Origin of the sequence: Levilactobacillus enshiensis, from assembly GCF_007115095.1 — a bacterium.
GTDB classification, from domain to species: Bacteria; Bacillota; Bacilli; order Lactobacillales; family Lactobacillaceae; genus Levilactobacillus; species Levilactobacillus enshiensis.
This window is the reverse complement of record NZ_SULH01000004.1, coordinates 96,265-113,511: the sequence shown is the minus strand read 5'-3', so window position 1 is coordinate 113,511 and position 17,247 is coordinate 96,265. Positions and strand designations below refer to the sequence as shown.

Annotated in this window: 15 protein-coding genes; 5 read left to right on the top strand and 10 right to left on the bottom strand. The window is 44.8% G+C overall.

What is annotated here, in order from left to right:
• Positions 1 to 178: 178 nt before the first annotated feature.
• The 3 genes from FAY32_RS05505 to FAY32_RS05495 form a co-directional block, all read right to left on the bottom strand.
• Positions 179 to 1,579, bottom strand: a complete 1,401-nt coding sequence (locus FAY32_RS05505) for an FAD-dependent oxidoreductase (RefSeq protein ID WP_143462460.1) — start codon at positions 1,577 to 1,579, stop codon at positions 179 to 181.
• Positions 1,580 to 2,403: 824 nt separating this feature from the next.
• Positions 2,404 to 3,039 carry a VTT domain-containing protein gene (locus FAY32_RS05500; protein ID WP_143462459.1) on the bottom strand — a complete coding sequence of 212 codons (636 nt, stop codon included), beginning with the start codon at positions 3,037 to 3,039 and terminating at the stop codon, positions 2,404 to 2,406.
• Positions 3,040 to 3,895: 856 nt separating this feature from the next.
• A complete protein-coding gene (locus tag FAY32_RS05495) occupies positions 3,896 to 4,750 on the bottom strand; it encodes a DegV family protein (protein WP_143462458.1) in 855 nt (284 codons plus the stop codon).
• 680 nt (positions 4,751 to 5,430) lie between these two features.
• On the opposite strand from FAY32_RS05495, the gene FAY32_RS05490 reads away from it, so the two are divergent.
• Both FAY32_RS05490 and FAY32_RS05485 read left to right on the top strand, forming a co-directional pair.
• Positions 5,431 to 6,807: an Nramp family divalent metal transporter gene (locus FAY32_RS05490; RefSeq protein ID WP_143462457.1), complete on the top strand. Its 1,377-nt coding sequence runs from the start codon at positions 5,431 to 5,433 to the stop codon at positions 6,805 to 6,807.
• Positions 6,808 to 6,898: 91 nt separating this feature from the next.
• A complete protein-coding gene (locus FAY32_RS05485; RefSeq protein ID WP_158727546.1) occupies positions 6,899 to 7,414 on the top strand; it encodes a GNAT family N-acetyltransferase in 516 nt (171 codons plus the stop codon).
• Positions 7,415 to 7,492: 78 nt separating this feature from the next.
• Here the strand turns inward: FAY32_RS05485 and FAY32_RS05480 are convergent, their stop codons facing one another.
• The 6 genes from FAY32_RS05480 to kduI all read right to left on the bottom strand — a co-directional run bounded on the left by FAY32_RS05480 (position 7,493) and on the right by kduI (position 12,906).
• Positions 7,493 to 8,242: a glucose 1-dehydrogenase gene (locus FAY32_RS05480; protein ID WP_143462455.1), complete on the bottom strand. Its 750-nt coding sequence runs from the start codon at positions 8,240 to 8,242 to the stop codon at positions 7,493 to 7,495.
• Between the two features lie 155 nt (positions 8,243 to 8,397).
• On the bottom strand, positions 8,398 to 9,051 hold the full coding sequence (locus FAY32_RS05475; protein ID WP_143462454.1) for a bifunctional 2-keto-4-hydroxyglutarate aldolase/2-keto-3-deoxy-6-phosphogluconate aldolase: 654 nt from the start codon (positions 9,049 to 9,051) through the stop codon (positions 8,398 to 8,400).
• A 23-nt stretch (positions 9,052 to 9,074) separates the two neighbouring features.
• Positions 9,075 to 10,037, bottom strand: coding sequence for a sugar kinase (locus FAY32_RS05470; protein ID WP_143462453.1), 963 nt, complete (start codon positions 10,035 to 10,037; stop codon positions 9,075 to 9,077).
• 62 nt (positions 10,038 to 10,099) lie between these two features.
• Entirely contained in the window at positions 10,100 to 11,119 is a 1,020-nt protein-coding gene (locus FAY32_RS05465; RefSeq protein WP_143462452.1) for a 2-keto-3-deoxygluconate permease, read from the bottom strand.
• Between the two features lie 96 nt (positions 11,120 to 11,215).
• Entirely contained in the window at positions 11,216 to 12,031 is an 816-nt protein-coding gene (gene kduD, locus FAY32_RS05460; protein ID WP_143462451.1) for a 2-dehydro-3-deoxy-D-gluconate 5-dehydrogenase KduD, read from the bottom strand.
• Positions 12,032 to 12,060: 29 nt separating this feature from the next.
• Positions 12,061 to 12,906 (bottom strand): 5-dehydro-4-deoxy-D-glucuronate isomerase, encoded by an 846-nt coding sequence (gene kduI / locus FAY32_RS05455; protein ID WP_143462450.1) that lies wholly within the window; start codon positions 12,904 to 12,906, stop codon positions 12,061 to 12,063.
• A gap of 412 nt (positions 12,907 to 13,318) precedes the next feature.
• On the opposite strand from kduI, the gene FAY32_RS05450 reads away from it, so the two are divergent.
• The 3 genes from FAY32_RS05450 (at position 13,319) to FAY32_RS05440 (ending at position 15,434) form a co-directional block, all read left to right on the top strand.
• Entirely contained in the window at positions 13,319 to 13,594 is a 276-nt protein-coding gene (locus FAY32_RS05450; RefSeq protein WP_048734590.1) for a hypothetical protein, read from the top strand.
• A 141-nt stretch (positions 13,595 to 13,735) separates the two neighbouring features.
• The gene (locus FAY32_RS05445) at positions 13,736 to 14,479 is read left to right on the top strand and encodes a sugar phosphate isomerase/epimerase family protein (RefSeq protein ID WP_143462449.1); all 744 of its coding nucleotides are present in this window, start codon (positions 13,736 to 13,738) and stop codon (positions 14,477 to 14,479) included.
• Positions 14,480 to 14,675: 196 nt separating this feature from the next.
• The gene (locus tag FAY32_RS05440; RefSeq protein ID WP_143462448.1) at positions 14,676 to 15,434 is read left to right on the top strand and encodes an IclR family transcriptional regulator; all 759 of its coding nucleotides are present in this window, start codon (positions 14,676 to 14,678) and stop codon (positions 15,432 to 15,434) included.
• A gap of 78 nt (positions 15,435 to 15,512) precedes the next feature.
• Here FAY32_RS05440 and FAY32_RS05435 read toward each other — a convergent pair whose 3' ends face one another.
• The gene (locus FAY32_RS05435) at positions 15,513 to 16,928 is read right to left on the bottom strand and encodes an NAD-dependent succinate-semialdehyde dehydrogenase (protein WP_143462447.1); all 1,416 of its coding nucleotides are present in this window, start codon (positions 16,926 to 16,928) and stop codon (positions 15,513 to 15,515) included.
• Positions 16,929 to 17,247: the final 319 nt, after the last annotated feature.

Below are 17,247 nucleotides of genomic sequence, written 5' to 3'. Positions count from 1 at the left end.
CGGGACTTAGTCTTGATTATTGCTGGTAGTCCTAATGCACTAATTAGTATACCCCCAGGGGCATCTTTTGGCTAGGTTTTTGCTTACGCCACCTTTTTGAACCACCTTTCCCCAGTGCGTACCAAAAAAACGGCCGCTTCCCGACTTGGGTAAACGACCGCCATGACTACAGTTAGATTTAGTTGGCTTTCTGTTCTGGTTTCATTCCAGCAGTTAACCGTGGTTTATCATTTCCCCGCTTAACTTCCTTTTCAACGGCCATCTGTGCGACCAAGTTCAGGTAGTTAAAGGGATCATCGAAGTTCGGATTGAAGAGCATGTCCACGAAGGCTAAGTCATCAATGGTATTGCGGTTTTGAATCGCAATCGAGATGGCATTTGCAGATTGGGCAACCTCATGTTTGCTTAACAATTGGGCACCTAAGATCCGCCGGTCACTCCGATCATAAACTAAGTTGATGACCAAGTGATCCGTGGTTGGCATATATTCTGGACGCCAAGTGCCTTCAAAGGTGACCATATCAGCATCCAGGCCTGAATGCAACGCATGATCGATGGTCAATCCGGTTGACGCCAAGGTGTGACCAAAGATCTGCATGGCAGAGGTCGCTTGTGTCCCCATGTAACGTTGAATGTTCCCAAAGATATTGATACCGGCTAACATCCCTTGACGCACCGCGTTTGTCGCCAATGGGGTGTAGGCTGGTTTGCCGGTTGGGTTGAAATTAACCACACTGGCATCCCCGCAAGCATAAATATCTGGATTGGATGTTTGCACGTAATCGTTAATGATGATTGCGCCGTGCCGGTCCATTTCAACTTGGCCCCGTAAGAGCTCGGTGTTCGGAACAAATCCGGTACAAACAATGGCCAAGTCGGCTGTGAAGTCGCCATCCGTCGTTTCGATGACCAGTTCACCGTCTTCATTCCCTGTGAAGGACGTGACCCGCCGCTTCAATTGAACGTCGACTCCATTGTCGCTCAATAACTTCACAATTCGATCAGACAACCCCTGGTCAACGTAGTGGTTCAAAATGATGTCACGTGATTGGAACAATTGAACGTCGTGACCCGTCCGGGCATAGCTTTCGGCTAGTTCCGTGCCAATGTACCCTGCCCCCACGATAGCAATTCGTTTATTTCCTTGAGCTGCTTTATCGATGGCCTTGGCTTGGTCATAGTTCTTGCACAACATCACTTTATCTTCATCGATACCAAAGATAGGTGGTACCGTCACAGTCGAGCCCGTTGCCATGATTAATTTGTCATAGGTATCTGTGGTCATTTTACCCGTATCCATGTCCACGATATCGACCGTCTTATTTTCTGAGTCAATCTTCAAGACATTGTGTCGAGTCTTAATCTTGGCCCCCATATCGGTCAGTTGTTCTGGCGAAGAATAAAACATGTCTTCGAGATGCTTAACTTGACCGTCCAAGGACAAAGAAATTCCACAGGACAAGAAAGAAACATTGGTGTGGCGTTCATAAATAGTCACATCTGTATCCGGATGATCCCGTAAAATTTGAATAGCTGCATTTGTCCCAGCATGTGTACTACCAACAATGATGACTTTCATGTTTACCCTCCTACATGAAAAACGATTCTAAAGGTAGTCTACTAGAAAGTTAGCGAAAGATAAATGACTTCGCCTCGAAAAAGGGAGGAAAGCGGGACAAATCCTCACACTTTTAGAGAAATGACGGGTTAATGTGCAAACTGCACGTTTTATAATAATTTTAATATATAATATTTAATTTTATTTATCGTGACATAAGTAGCGCTATTATGGTGGATGAAACGCTACCATTGCAAGGGATTCGCCGACTTGATTTATTCAATCGTCCTGCTAATATCATACCGTAACCCGTATACCCCGATTGTAATTTAGCCTTTTTTGTACCGTTTTCATTAAACTTCCAGCAATAAATCACCGAAATGGCTTGGTAGTTCACAGGTCATTCAGTCTCATTTATAAGGTTTGAACCTAACCATTCAAGGGGTGTTTCCTTTTTTCTACCCAATGTTTTTAAAGAGTCACAGTTTGCTTGCGAACGACCTGTTGAGCCGCTATGATAACCATAGTTAGTTCGTGATACGTTCTGACCTTAAGCACTGTGATAGATGATAGGAATCACTGTCTATAGATGCACTCCCCCCAAAACAAGTGATTTATTTACAGATTCCTAAATAAGGCCTCGAGTAATCCGCATGTTACTCGAGGCCCTTTCTTTAGACACAAAACCGCTAATCCCCATCTTCACGGGAAAATTAGCGGCTCTTTTTCTTTTAAAAAACGAAAATTGACCTACCTGCCTCATCCCAGGATTGATCTGCATTCGCGCTGTTCCAACCCAGATCTGCCGACCAGTTTCACCAAGCTGCCTAGTTTAAGTCCCACGTCTAACCGCGCCGCTGAATCGCATGGCGTACCTGGCCAAACAAGAATGGAACGGCCAAGAGAACTAAGAATAACCAGGTGAAATTGCTACGGATAAAGGGGGTATTTCCAAAGAAATAGCCTACGGCACAGCAACTGCTAACCCAGATCAAGCTACCCAGAAAATTATAGTAGCGAAACTGTCGCCAATTCATGTCGGTCGTCCCCGCAATAATCGGTAAGAAAAGCCCCACAAATGGGATAAACCGGCCAATCAACAGGGTTTGGTCTTGATTTCGGTTAAACACTGCCGTCGCCTTAGCAACTTTGTCATCCGGCAGTTTTCGAATCAAGCGCTCTTGATGCTTTCCCCACCGCAACGTGGTCAGGTACTTGACCGCTGAACCCACAGTAGCCGCCAACGTAAACATCAAAACGAGTAGCCAGATGTTCAGCTGTGAGTGCGGGTTCGCCGCAATTGATCCCACCATAAATAGCAGCGATTGCCCCGGGATAAAGGAGAAGATCAGCATCCCCGATTCCAGGAAAATCAAGGCAAAAAGGAGCGGATAGATGCCTGTCCCCAATTGATTCGTCAGCGGTACTAATACTGCTAACGGGTGCCAAATAATATTCCAAATCATTACGAATAAAGTCACACTAATTATTCCTCCACGGTATTTTTTTCTAAATTTGAATTGGCATTACGCCTGAAATTTGATGAGAATACGATAATTTCCCACTTCATTTCACTTAATTCATGACGGCAAATCGCCCATGATGACTAGCTTTTATAGTGGAATCAGTATGAATAATTAACGGGTAATCACACTAGTTTTTGACGATTAATCAGCGGCCTTTAATCCCAATTTTAATCATCACCCACCATCGTTTTAGGTAACTCTGCTATTTTTCACCGACCATCAGTTCACCACCAAAGTCTACTTTCGTGAGATATTCGGTCGCAAACTTGCTCAGCCATTACCCCAAAAGTATCGGCATTACGCTCACCGCCCGTCATTATCCAGAAAGTGTCGTCAATAGCCGTCCCTACACTGTTTCTCCTTCTATTATACGATTTAAAAATGAGTTGTCAGTCATTTTGTTCAACTAAAAAGACGCCACCGTATCCCCTACAGTGACGTCAAATCGTATTCTATCACGCTTTTAACGACTTACAGAGTTGGCGAATTTTAAAGCTTACCTGACTGGTAGCCGATTACTTTTAGTTCGTAAAATGAGTTAATTTAGTAGACTATCAAGGGGTTTCGCCGTTATTAGTAAATTTATGAAACCAATCAATTGCACCTAATCGCATCAGGCGTTACACTACAATCAAGTTAGTAACCAGAGACGTTGCTAACCCGGTTGTACCAAATTCTTATTACTCTTTCTACGAGCAGAACTTAGCACTCCCCCAAAGTATCTATTCCTGCTCGTATCCCCCCTCAAGCCGCGATGTGAATCGTGGCTTTTTGTTTTCCTTCATGTCTGAGCTGGCCAATCACTCGGCCTTTAGTCCAGCACCTGCACCCCAACCCCAATCAGTCCTGGTCCGGTGTGGACACCTAAAGCAGGTGAAACATCGCCAGCATACCAATTTTCAACCTGTGGGTGAGTTGCTTTTAACTGTTCGAGCACGTGTTCCCGCAACTCCGGTGCCACGCCGTCACAGACCGCCACATTGACATGTTTAGCATCTCCAATGGCATCATTAACGAGTGCTAACAACTTATGAATCGTCCGTTTTTCGCCGCGAACCTTCGCAATCGGGTAGTAGATACCTTCAGGATCACAAGAAATAATTGGCTTAACGTTCAGTAAAGTCCCAGCCATGCCGGCCACTTTACCGATTCGACCGCCCGCTTGAAGGTACTTTAATGAAGGGACGTAGAAAAAAACCTTGGTCTGCGCAGTCACCCGTTCAACTTCACTAACAATATCTGCGAAGGACTTCCCTGCTGCCCGCAGTGAGGCCGCATAAATGGCCGCAAAACCACTGCCAATTCCCACACTGCAAGTGTTGACCACGTGGACCGTCAACGGCGTGTCAGCGGCTAATAATTGGGTTTCTTGGTAGGTGCCAGAAAGGGCCGCCGAAATACAGATAGCAATGACGTGGGTGTACCCGGAAGCCTGGATTCGCTCCAACGCTTCAACGATTCGTTTCCCCGTTGGGCTAGCTGTGGTAGCTTTTTCAGTGGCTTGGCGACGATAAAACTCAGTCGGCGTAATCGTGACGCGGTCTTCGTAGACCCGATCACGAAAGATGACGTTCATTGGCATTAAAGCCATGTCAGCCGCCTCAAGCACGGCTGCCGGGACATCCGAACAGGAGTCCACTAAGATGGCAATTTTTTCTGATTGCATGGCGGTTACCTCGTTTCTCCTAGTATCTGTTATTGACGATAAGAATCATTATAACGCAATCATCTAGTTTTTAAAACTAGGTTATCTACTGTTTGCCATGGATAATGACTAATCATCTAAAAGATTCCGTCCGTAATATGCCCTTCAAACTCGCCAAATTTAAAGGAATTGCACCCAACATATCCACATTTTCTATCCAAAGCGGACACTCATTTTTTCCGGCTTAGCCGTATCGCTGTTCGCAATTACAATTGAAAAAATATTTTGACCACCCTTAGATTAAGTCCAAACTAATCTAGACATTAGGTAACAACATCAGTAAGTTAGTTGCCCTAACCGCCCACTTATTTTGTACGAAGGTTCACACGAGCACTCCTACCCGGAATGAAAACGGCACCACGAAGTGAAACGGTTGACCAGCGTCTCCCGGTGATAAATTAAAATTTATCGCTTCCACTATATAAAAAACTTTTTTGGCCCACCAAAAATTAGCCGTAACACGGTTGACATTACGGCAAAATGGCCTATACTTACGTTTGGAATTGAAGCGCGTCATTAGAGTTAGTTTGATAAGTTTTGCCATTATTCGCACCATTCGCTGACGCTGACTCGCGTTTACCAGGAAAGGCAGAAGTCAATCGACTACCTGAATTTCTAAGCCAATAGAAAAGAGGGATTTTATGAATAATCATGAAACCGACGAGAAAAAGCACCATATGATTCAGTCAACCGGGAGTAACCAAAAGAGTCTGGATGAGGTCAATGGGACGGTGGAAGTGCCGCAAAATGCGGGCTTCTGGCGGACACTGATGGCTTATACAGGACCTGGTGCACTGATTGCTGTGGGGTATATGGACCCCGGAAACTGGATCACGTCAATCGCCGGTGGTGCCCAGTACAAGTACACGTTACTCACCGTGGTCTTACTTTCCAGTTTGGTCGCCATGCTACTTCAAGCCATGTCGGCACGGCTCGGAATTGTCACGGGAAAAGATTTAGCTCAGTTGACTCGCGAGCATACCGGTAAACGAACCGGATTCGTCCTATGGATTATTACTGAATTAGCCATTATGGCGACCGATATCGCTGAAATTATTGGATCAGCGATTGCCTTGAAGCTGTTATTTGGTTTCCCACTGTTGGTCGGTATCATCATTACCGCAATGGACGTCTTGGTTTTGCTGGTCTTGATGAAGTTAGGGTTTAGAAAGATTGAAGCCATCGTTGCAACGTTGGTGGCCGTCATCTTATTCGTCTTCCTATATGAAGTTATCTTGGCCCAACCACACATGAATGAAGTCCTCGAAGGTTACTTGCCTTCCAGTACGGTCATCACGAATCACGGGATGCTCTACTTGTCCTTAGGAATCGTTGGGGCGACCGTGATGCCCCATGACTTGTACTTGGGGTCATCAATTTCACAGACGCGAAGTTTTGACCGCAAGGACCGCAAGAGTGTGGCCCAAGCCATTAAATTTACAACCATTGATTCTAATATCCAATTAACGTTGGCGTTCGTTGTCAACAGTCTCCTCTTGATTTTGGGTGCCGCCTTATTCTTCGGAACAAACAGTGATCTGGGTCGGTTCGTTGACCTGTTCAATGCTTTGAGCGATAGCCAAATCGTTGGCGCCATTGCCAGTCCAATTCTGAGTATGCTGTTTGCTTTAGCCCTCTTATCATCTGGGCAGAGTTCAACCATTACTGGGACCCTGGCTGGACAGATCATCATGGAAGGATTTATCAACTTAAAGATGCCACTTTGGGCACAACGGTTGATTACCCGGCTACTCTCCGTGACGCCAGTGATCATCTTCGCCATTATCTATCATGGTAATGAAGCGAAAATCGAAAACCTCCTGACGTTCTCACAAGTCTTCCTGAGTATCGCGTTACCATTCGCCATGATTCCACTGGTCATCTTTACCAGTAGTAAGAAGCTGATGGGTGAATTCGCCAACCGGACTTGGAGTCGTGTATTGGGCTGGGTCATCGCGGTAATTCTGATTATCCTGAATGTCTACTTGATTTTAAATACCTTACAAATCGTTAAATAGTTCAAAAAACGTCTGGTCAATTGACCGGACGTTTTTTTGACGAAATTTCCCATTTGTTGTATAACTGGGGAATAATAATGGGGTGAGTACTGTGACAGATTTTCTTCAACTAAAAGAGCCAGCGGTGACCGATGCCACCGCCCTATATAATTTAATCGAACAGGATCGTGCGTACCTTGAGCAGTGGCTTCCTTGGGCTGACAGTATGCAATCGGCAGCCGACGAAGCCGCCTTTCTTCAATACAGTCAGCAACGTAACGCCGACCGCAAGCTATGGCTACGCATCATCTGGGTCGCCGACCAACCAGCCGGCATGATCGATATTCACGAGATGAAAGACGGTCACGGCGAAATCGGCTATTGGCTAGGCCGCGATTTCAGGAAACGTGGTGTGGTCAGTCACTGCCTGGCATTGACTGAGCAAGCGGCCTTCACCGCCCTGCACCTCAATAAACTAATCATCTTGGCAGCCACGGCAAACACCGCGAGCCGCCATGTGGCCGAGCGGAACCACTACCACCTCGATGGTATTTTACGGCAACACATTCCGTCGGGAAATGATTATCACGATGCGGCAATTTACTCAAAATTAAAAACAGAACAGTAGATACCTGCAAGGGTATTAAAAACGGTAGTCTCTCGAAGTGAGCGGCCACCGTTTTTTTCAATCATATTTAAAATTTGACTAAGCGCGTTGGCCACCATCGACCGTGAACTCAGCCCCGTTGGCGAACTCAGATTCGTCACTCCCCAAGTAGACACAGACTTCGCCAATATCCTTTGGCTTGCCCAGGTGACCTACTGGAATCGTCTTAATAATTTGTTCCCGTGCAGCGTCAGGAATAATGGCCGTGTCAATCCAGCCAGGATGAACAGAGTTGACCCGGATGTCGATGCCCCGTTGTGCCAGGTTCAAGGCTGTGGCGTGCGTCAATAGGCGACTACCACCTTTGCTGGCAGAGTAAGCTGGTGCCATTGGCAAACCAACTAAGCCGGCAACGGAGGAAACGTTGACGATGGATCCCTTAGCGTTGTTGGTCTTCTTCATGGCGTTAATGGCTGCCTTTTCACCTAAGAAATTAGCGGTCAAATTAATGTCAATTACGGATTGCCAATCAGCTAAATCAAGATCTTCGATGGCAGCGTTCACGCCACCAACCCCAGCATTGTTGACCAAGATATCTAGCTTACCAAATTTTTCAATCGTGGCATCAATAACTTTTTGCCAATCAGCTTCACTAGCAACGTCTTGTTGAACGAACAAGCTCACATCGTCACCAAATTTGGCAACGGCGGCATGACCACCATCAACATTATGGTTAGCGGTCATAACGACCTTAGCACCTTCACGAACGTAACATTCAGCGATACCAAGCCCGATACCAGCGACTCCCCCGGTAATGATGGCAACTTTTCCCTTTAAACGATCTGACATCATAAATCACCCTTTCACTTTTTCTACTGTTCAGCGTATCACAATAGTCTCAATAAATGAAATTATTTTATACCCATACATAGTTTTTGAACAAAATTTATCATCCATTAAAAAAAGTCCATCGAAATTGATCGACAGACTTTTTCAAGTTAAACTTAAACGAGTTCTGCATTCTTGATGCGGTTGTATTCGTCCATATATTCCTTGGCATTACGCGTAACACCAGCGAAGTCATCATCTGCTGCTGGGGCGGTCAAACCACCACCGGCACCGACAACTACGGCACCCGCTGCAAACCAATCACTCATATTTTGAACATTAACACCACCAGATGGCATGACGTTCAAGTATGGGAATGGCCCATGGTATTCCTTGATGGCAACAGTTCCGGCCATCGCACCTGGGAACAACTTAACAACTTCAGAACCGTACTTCAAAGCAGTTTGGGCTTCAGTAACGGTAAAGGTACCAGGAACGTAAGGTACTTGATACAAGTTGCACATTAAAGCAACGTCTTTGTCGAAAGTTGGGCTAACAATAAATTGGGCACCCGCGATAATGGCTAACCGTGCGGAAGTTGCGTCCAAGACAGTACCAGCACCGACAACAACATCAGTATCAGCATATTTACCAACTAATTCACTAATAACCGTATCAGCATGCGGTACACTGTAAGTTAATTCCAAACCAGTAACGCCACCGGCGATAACAGCATCGGCGACTTTAACCGCTTTTTCTGGAGTTTCTGCACGGATAACGGCAATAACCCCAGTGTTGATCATTTTGGTTAATAATTCTGCTCTCTTCATAGTCAATTGACCCCTTATTTAATCTAGCTTAATGCTGCTTGTTGCTTGTAAAAATCTGCTAATTGCGTTGGCGTTGGATAGCCATCGTTGTCACCAGGTGACATAACGGCCAAGGCTCCAATCGCGCACCCCCGCTTAACGGATTCCCGCAACGTTTTTCCTTCAAGTAATCCGGAGATGAAGCCGACAGCAAAGCCATCACCAGCTCCAACAGTATCTACAACATGGTCAACTCGGAAACCTGAAACGACCTCTTGGGAACCATCCTTCTGCTTAATCAAAGCGCCATCCGGTCCTAATTTAACGATAACCGTCTGTGTTAATTCACTCTGCTGTAAGTAGAAGTCCGCAATCTTTTCGGGATCACGTGATCCCATTAAGATTTCACCTTCATTAATACCAGGCATGACCACATTCGCTTGTTTAGCTAATTCATTGGTTACAGCAACCATTCGTTCCTGACTGGACCAGAGTGCTGGCCGCAGGTTCGGATCAAAAGTTACCGTGACATTGTGTTGAATCAGCCGTTGATTTAAGTCTTTTAAGACTGCTAAATCATTATCGGACAATGCGGCGAATATCCCTGATAAATGGGCAATCTTCAAGCCATCAAAATCAATCTTATCGAGACTACTACTGTCAAAGTTAGCAGCCGCTGAATTCTTACGGAAATAGTAAGTCTGCGGATCGCCATGGCTCACGCGTTGCTTTAGATAAAATCCCGTCCAAAAGTCAGGGTTACTATCCAGGTATTGGGTGCCAACACCAGCATCAGAAACAGCCTTAATGATGTACTTGCCAAAGGGATCTGTCCCAACAGATGAGACATACTCCGTTGAATGCCCTAATCGTGAAATCCCAATTGCGACATTTAATTCTGCTCCAGCCAGATACTTCTGGAAATTTGCGGCATCAACTAAGGTAGCATCAACGTTTTCCGCTGCAAATACCGCCATAGGTTCACCGATTGTTAAAAATTCAGCCACTGTTCATCACTTTCCTAACCACTCAAGAAATTCTTGTACAAAAATCTTTTTCTTCTATATTATTAAGCTTGTTTTGTCGTTGCTTTTGTTTCAACGTTCTTGTCAGCATCTTCAACTGGCGCAATCTTACCCTTTTTAACCAAACGACGGTAATACCACATCGTCACGATTGGAGTTAAGATAGCGGAAACCAGTACACTAGTAGCAACAATGGCAGTTGCTGAACCAGCGGTTGACTTAAATGCTGGGTTCATTTGTGCAATAACGATTGGCACAGAAACGGCAGCACCGGCAGTTGATGAAGCAGCCCAACCGGCTAAACCATCGGAACGAACCAAGTAACGGTCGAGTAAGTATAAGAAGTAACCAGATACAAAGACAACCAAGACACCAACTAAGATACCAACCAAACCGGATTGTAAGATCATGTCCAAGTTCAAGCTGTAACCAATGGTAAAGGCGAAGAATGGCACTAATCCACCTTGTAATGGTGTAAACATGTCACGCATTTCGTGGTCTAAGCCACCAATGATCATCCCTAAGATGAATGGTACTAAAGTTGAAACCAGTGCTGGCCATGGAAAGGCGCCAATACCGGCAAGACCCAAAGTAATCATCGTAAAGAATGGCCCGGATTGAATACTGAAGAATGGATAGGCAGCGACATCGACATCCCGATTAGGAATCGTCGTCATCAAGTCAACGTACAACCCACCGTTAGATGCGTTGAATGCAGCCAAAACCGCCAGAACAGATAATCCAGTGAAGACCCCGGTCGTAACCCCTTCTTTAGGAAGGAACATGTTCAGGATGACAGCAATAATAGCCGCGAGAATAACTTTACCTAATAATAGACTTAACCCTTTAGCAGCAATCTTACCTGAAGACTTCAAATTGATGTTGGTCCCAACGGCAAAGAAGAAGATGAACAAGATAACTGAAGTCCCAACCATGTAAGACCCAGTAACCCCTGTCAACGCAACGTCAAGTTTCGGCCAGATAGTATGAATAACGGCACCCAAGACTAGGGGTACAACCATCATGCCACCAGGTATTTTTTCAATATTTTTTTTGATTTTCATAATATCTACCTGCGCATTTCGTTTTTTTGAAATATTTTCACAATTTTTCCAAAAAATAAATACAGAGAATAAACTCTGTATCCATTTTTTGTATGATTAACGAACTAAGTAGCCACCATCAACTGGGATGATTGCACCGTTAATATAGTTAGCGGCATTACTTGCCAAGTAAACTGAGATACCCATCAGTTCATAAGGTTCACCCCAGTGTCCAGCAGGAATTCGGCCGAGGATTTCATCATTCCGTGACTTGTCAGCACGAATAGGTGCCGTATTAGCCGTCTTGATGTATCCTGGTGCGATCGCGTTAACCTGAACATTGTAAGCAGCCATTTCACTAGCAAAGGCCTTGGTTAAACCGGCAACACCATGCTTTGCAGCGGTGTAAGATGGAATAAACTTTCCACCTTGGAAGGACAACATTGAACCAATGTTGATGATCTTCCCTGACTTTTGCTTAGCAAATTCCTTAGAAGCAGCTAAGGACATGTGATAAACAGCGGACAAGTTGATTGCGATGACTTGATCCCAATCCTTATCCTTAGATTCAAGGATAGGGTTCCGCTTGATCATCCCAGCGTTGTTAACCACGATATCAATGTGCCCAAAGGTTTCTACAGCCTTAGCAACAACTTTTTCAGCGATGCCTTGTTCAGTTAAATCCACATCCATGAATTCAACCTTACGGCCACGTTTTTCAATCAATGCGCGGGTGTCGTCCCAACCTTCAGTCCCAAATGTTGGGATGAAGATGTCGGCACCGGCTTCTGCCATGGCTACAGCGTAACCTTGACCAAGTCCAGTGTTACCACCGGAAATGATTGCAACTTTACCAGCCAAGCTAAACCAGTTCATCTTGAATTGGTTCAATGAATCTTGGTTGTGCTCAATCTCTTCTCTGGATTGTGCCATATTAATATTACCTCCGAAAAATTAAGTGATTACCGTAATTGATGCATTTCAACAGCGTCCATGTCATCGTAGGTTTGGTTTTCACCACACATAGCCCAGATGAATGAGTAGTTGGTTGTCCCAACACCACAGTGGATGGAGTAACTTGGGTTAACAACAGCTTGGTCAGGTTCCAACCAGATGTGCTTCGTGTTTTCAGGAGTTCCCATGAAGTGAGCAACACGGGTGTCCTTTGAACCGAATTCAGTGTAAAGGTAAGTTTCCATCCGACGTGCATGGGTGTGAGCTGGCATCGTGTTCCATGAGTTACCTGGTTCAAGAACGGTGTAACCCATTTGTAATTGACAAGTATCCATAATAGAAGCATCAATGTACTTGTGGATAGTCCGCTTGTTCATGTGTTCTTGGTCACCCATAGGCATTGCAATAGCATCCTTGTAAGACAACTTCTTAGTTGGGTATGCCCGGTGAGCAGGCGTAGAAACAACGTAGAACTTAGCTGGCTTCTTTGGGTCAACAGATTCGAACTGAACATCTTTAGTTCCCATGCTGATGTAGTAACCATCATGAGGTGCAATCTTGTCTTCCTTGCCATCGATCGTAACTTTACCTTCACCACCAATGTTGATGAAACCAAGTTCACGACGTTGTAAGAAGTATTCAACACCCAATTCCTTACTCAAAGCAATTGAAAGTGGCTTGTCAACTGGCGTAACACCACCGAAGATCATTCGGTCGTTGTATGTATAAGTCAACAAAACGTCGCCTGGGTTAAAAATCTTTTCCATTAAGAACTGGTCACGTAACTCATCAGTGTTGTAGTGGTCAATATCCTTAGGACTATGTGCGTACTTCGTTACCATGCTAAATGCCATGTTTGTTTCCTCCAATTTTCTTATTTGGAAATTGCATTTCCTTTTTGACAAACACAGCATATCTCCGATTCAGATAAAAAGCAAGTGTTATTTTGAGCATGCAGACGTGATAAAGACGAAAACGCTTTCAAGAAGCTTGGCGTGGCGGGATTGAACACGAATCGTTTTTTTTAAACTTTTTTTCCCCGATTCTTTTTTCCTATACTGCTCTAGCTATGATTTCCAAATTGGAAACGCTTTTTCTGAAAGTTCAGCCATTTTCAATCAAAAAAAGTTTTACTCCTCATGTAAAAGCAAATCGCGATAGACCGGTACCCCTCAGCAGTATCTGAATTGTGCATAAACTGTCAATGTTGACCTGACATTTTAAAGCTGTAACATGAGTCGTGTTAACTGATTAGGAGGCTATCACATGAGCACAAAACAAATTCATATTGATCCCAAGGAATTCGCCTATCACTTCGTCGATTCCATTTCTAAGACTGACGTTGCTAAAGCAAATATGCAGGATAAGGCCAAGGAACAGCTCTTTGCCTACTTAACCGCATACGTTTTGATTGAACAATTCAACTCTTCCGAGGCCAGCGAATTCTTGGAAGATACCACTAAGAAGATCGAAGATTTATCTATGCCTGAATTTTTACGATTAGTTTCGCAAAAAGCAGATTTCAGCGCCGTTCAAAAATAAATTTTCAACCCACAAAAAATACCGATGTAATCAGGATTCTTAATGAATTTTGATTATTAATCGGTATTTTTTTAGTTGACAGAGTTATTTGTAAGCGATTACTATAAGCGTGCTTTTAATAATAAATTTGGAGGCTCAATCATGGATAAACAAAACATCGTACTCAACACGTTAGTTTTTGACCAACAACACAACGATGGCGAAGCTCAACTTAGCATGCTACAACGCGTCGTTGACTTTGGCATCAAACAAGCTGAAGTTCGACGGGAATTCTTTACTGACCCCGCTGCAGAAGCTGCCGACATCAAGGACTTCGTCGAGAAGCACCAATTAAAGCTGTTCTACAGTGTTCCAGAAAAGATTTTCACCGACGATGGTGCATTGAATCCTGAACTCCCTACATACTTCGCCGAAGCCAAGGCTATGGGCGTCACTTCACTGAAGATGAATATTGGTAACTTTGCCGCCTTCAATGGCGATCTGGTTTCCGCCCTTTCCCTCTATGTTGATTCTGGCATTGAATTCAACGTTGAAAATGACCAATCAACTGCCAATGGTAGTTCTGCTAACATCTTGAAATTCTTGGAAGCCGTTAAAGCCGTAAACGTTGATATCAAGTTCGTCTTTGACTTAGGTAACTGGCGCTTCGTTAACGAAAACGAATTGGACGTTGCTAAGAAGCTCAGCGACTTCACCCGTTACATTCACGTCAAGAACGATGTCTTAGGCGGCGCAAAGCCTAACGTTGTTGCTCTTGATAAAGGGGTTATTGACTGGAAGGCTGCCCTGAAGATTTTGCCAAAGGGCTTGCCAGTTGCTTTGGAATACCCTGCTACTGACGACGAAATTCGTCACGGCATTGACCTGTTGGTTAACAACAACTAGTTAATTATTAATAATAGCTAAACTGTGATAATTCTCAAAAAAGCCAAAAAGACAACCGTTTTTGGCTTTTTTGTTGTGCCATTAATCAACGATTATTGGATTAGTAAACCCTCTCCATTTACTTTTAACGGAAAGTTGAGTAAGATTAATGAAACGGTAAATTTCTCATTCGGAAATAGATAATGGAGTGAACGATATGGCAGAAGCTAAATTATATGGAACCGTCCTGGTGCGGGCAAAACAAATCATGGATTACATTGCCCAACAGGAAGCGGCCCCGACATTAAAGGAAATCAGTGACGGCATTGATATGACCCGTTCGACGGTGTTGAAGATTCTAACAACACTTGACGTTCTGGGCTTAGTGACTCGCACGACTGATGGGAAAAGCTATCAGTTAGGCATGGAATTATTTCGTTACGGCCAACGAGTAGCTGAAAACTTCGATATTCGTGATATCACCCACGCAGCTCTAGCAAATCTTCGTGATGAGACCTCTGAGACCATTAACCTCGGTATCATTGCACATGATGAGGTTACGCTAGTCGAAAAATATGAAAGCCAACGGAGTGTCAATTTAAAATCCCATATCGGTGGTAGTATGCACCTTTATTCTTCCTCAATGGGGAAAGCCATGCTCGCTACCTTCAGTGATGACGAAATTGAAGACTATCTCGAAAGGGTTGGTACCCTGCAACACATTGCGCCTAATACGATCACTGATCCCCAGGCACTCCGCGATGATATCGCGCTAATTCGCCAACGCGGATATTCCATCGATAACGAAGAAAACGAACCCGACGTTTACTGCGTTGGCTTTGCGCTAACTAAAGCTAACCATCTCTATGGTGCCTTCTCCATTACAACTCCTAAGTACCGAATGTCTATTGACCGTCAAGAAACTTTTATTAAATTTGCTAATGTTGCTAAAGACAAGATTCTAGAAACCCTTTAACAGTCCCCAAAAAGGCCATCACGCTCAATCATTAACCGAAAAATGATTGGGCGTGATGGCCTTTTATATCGCTAAAATTTAGAATTTGTGAGGTAAGATCAGGCCACCGTTTTCATCGTCATTCGGGTGATCCCGCTTAACGACAAGCTCTTGGTTAACGAAACTGAAGATCCCACTTTGGCCGAGTTCTCGACCGAAACCAGATTTCTTGACACCACCAAATTCGAGTTCGGGTAAGGAACTGAAGAAGGTATTAACAAAGACCATGCCCGTTTCAATCCGGGAGGCAATGGCCGCACCAGATTCGGCACTCCCGGCAAAGACGATTCCCCCCAGACCGTAGTCAGAGTCATTAGCCAAAGCAATGGCCTCTTCGTCGTTCGCAACCTTGTAGACCTGAGCAACGGGGCCAAACATTTCCTTGCCATATGCCGGATTATCCTTGGTGATATCCGTCAAAATCGTTGGCAGGAAGAATTGGCCGTCGCTGTCGACTGCGTCATGTACAAAGTAAGCCGTGGCACCACCTGCCAACGCTGCGTCCACTTGCTTCTGCAATTTTTCCTTAGCCTTTTTGGAGTTCATTGGGGCCAACGTCGTTTCTGGATCCATTGGATCGCCCAACTTAACTGAGGCAAAAGCCGCCTTCAGCGATTCTAGGAACTCATCGTAGTGGTTCGCCGTCACGATGAACCGCTTGGATGATGTGCAGACCTGCCCTGCATTATAGAGTCGTGCCCGCGGTGCAATGGCATTAACGTCAGCCATATCAGCATCCTCTGCCACAATAAAGGCATCCGTTCCACCTAATTCCATCGTCGTCTTCTTTAAGTATTTACCAGCAACTTCGTTTACAGCAACCCCGCCCCGTTCGGAACCGGTCAGAGCGACTCCTTGGATTCGCTTGTCGGCAATGATATCGGAGACTTGATCGTAAGAAACAAACAAGTTGGTCAGTGCGCCATCTGGTGCTCCGGCCCGGCGAACGGCGTCTTCAAAGACGACCGCTGACGTTGGCGTAATCGCGGCATGTTTGAACACGATTGGGTTACCCACCGCATAGTTCGGGGCGAAGATCCGCATCATTTGGTAGTATGGGAAGTTCCAAGGTTCAACCGCCATCAGAACCCCCAGTGGATGATTCTCCAGTTGGGCGTCACCGGCAATGCTGTCGATGGCTCGTGGTGCTAAGAACTCTTCAGCATGGTCGGCGTAATATTCGGCAATTTCCGCGCAGAGAATAACTTCCCCCTGAGCTTCGGCGAACAGCTTGCCCATGTCCGTGGTCAACACTTCAGCTAAACTATCAGTTTCATCACGGAAAATTTTAGCCAGCTTGCGTAGAACCGGAATTCGACTCGCAACTGGATCGTTCCGCCATTTCTTGTAAAGGGCTTGTCCTTTTGCTAAACTTTCTTCAACGTATTCGGGTGTTGCGTTTTCGTAGGTCTTGACGACTTCATTGGTATAGGGATTTGTAGTTTGGTATGCCATGGTAATATCCTCCTTGTGGGGTTCGTCCAGATTCACAATGTAACCCCTTACGCTCTGTACTATACCCCCTACAATCCCATAATGCTAGTACTTCGTTTGTGATTAAATAATCAATTTATTAGTGAAATTACCGGTAATCCTCATTTTCAACCGGTTGCAAATAAATAATTGGTATACCAACGTCGCATACATATTAAGCGCTTTCATTTGTAAATCGTCGCTTTCAAGGATACAGTTTGTCCCCCACTTCATAATGTCCATTCCCCACACCTTAATGCATAACTCGTGTTGCCCACAAAAAAAGTTGCCGGCACACAGC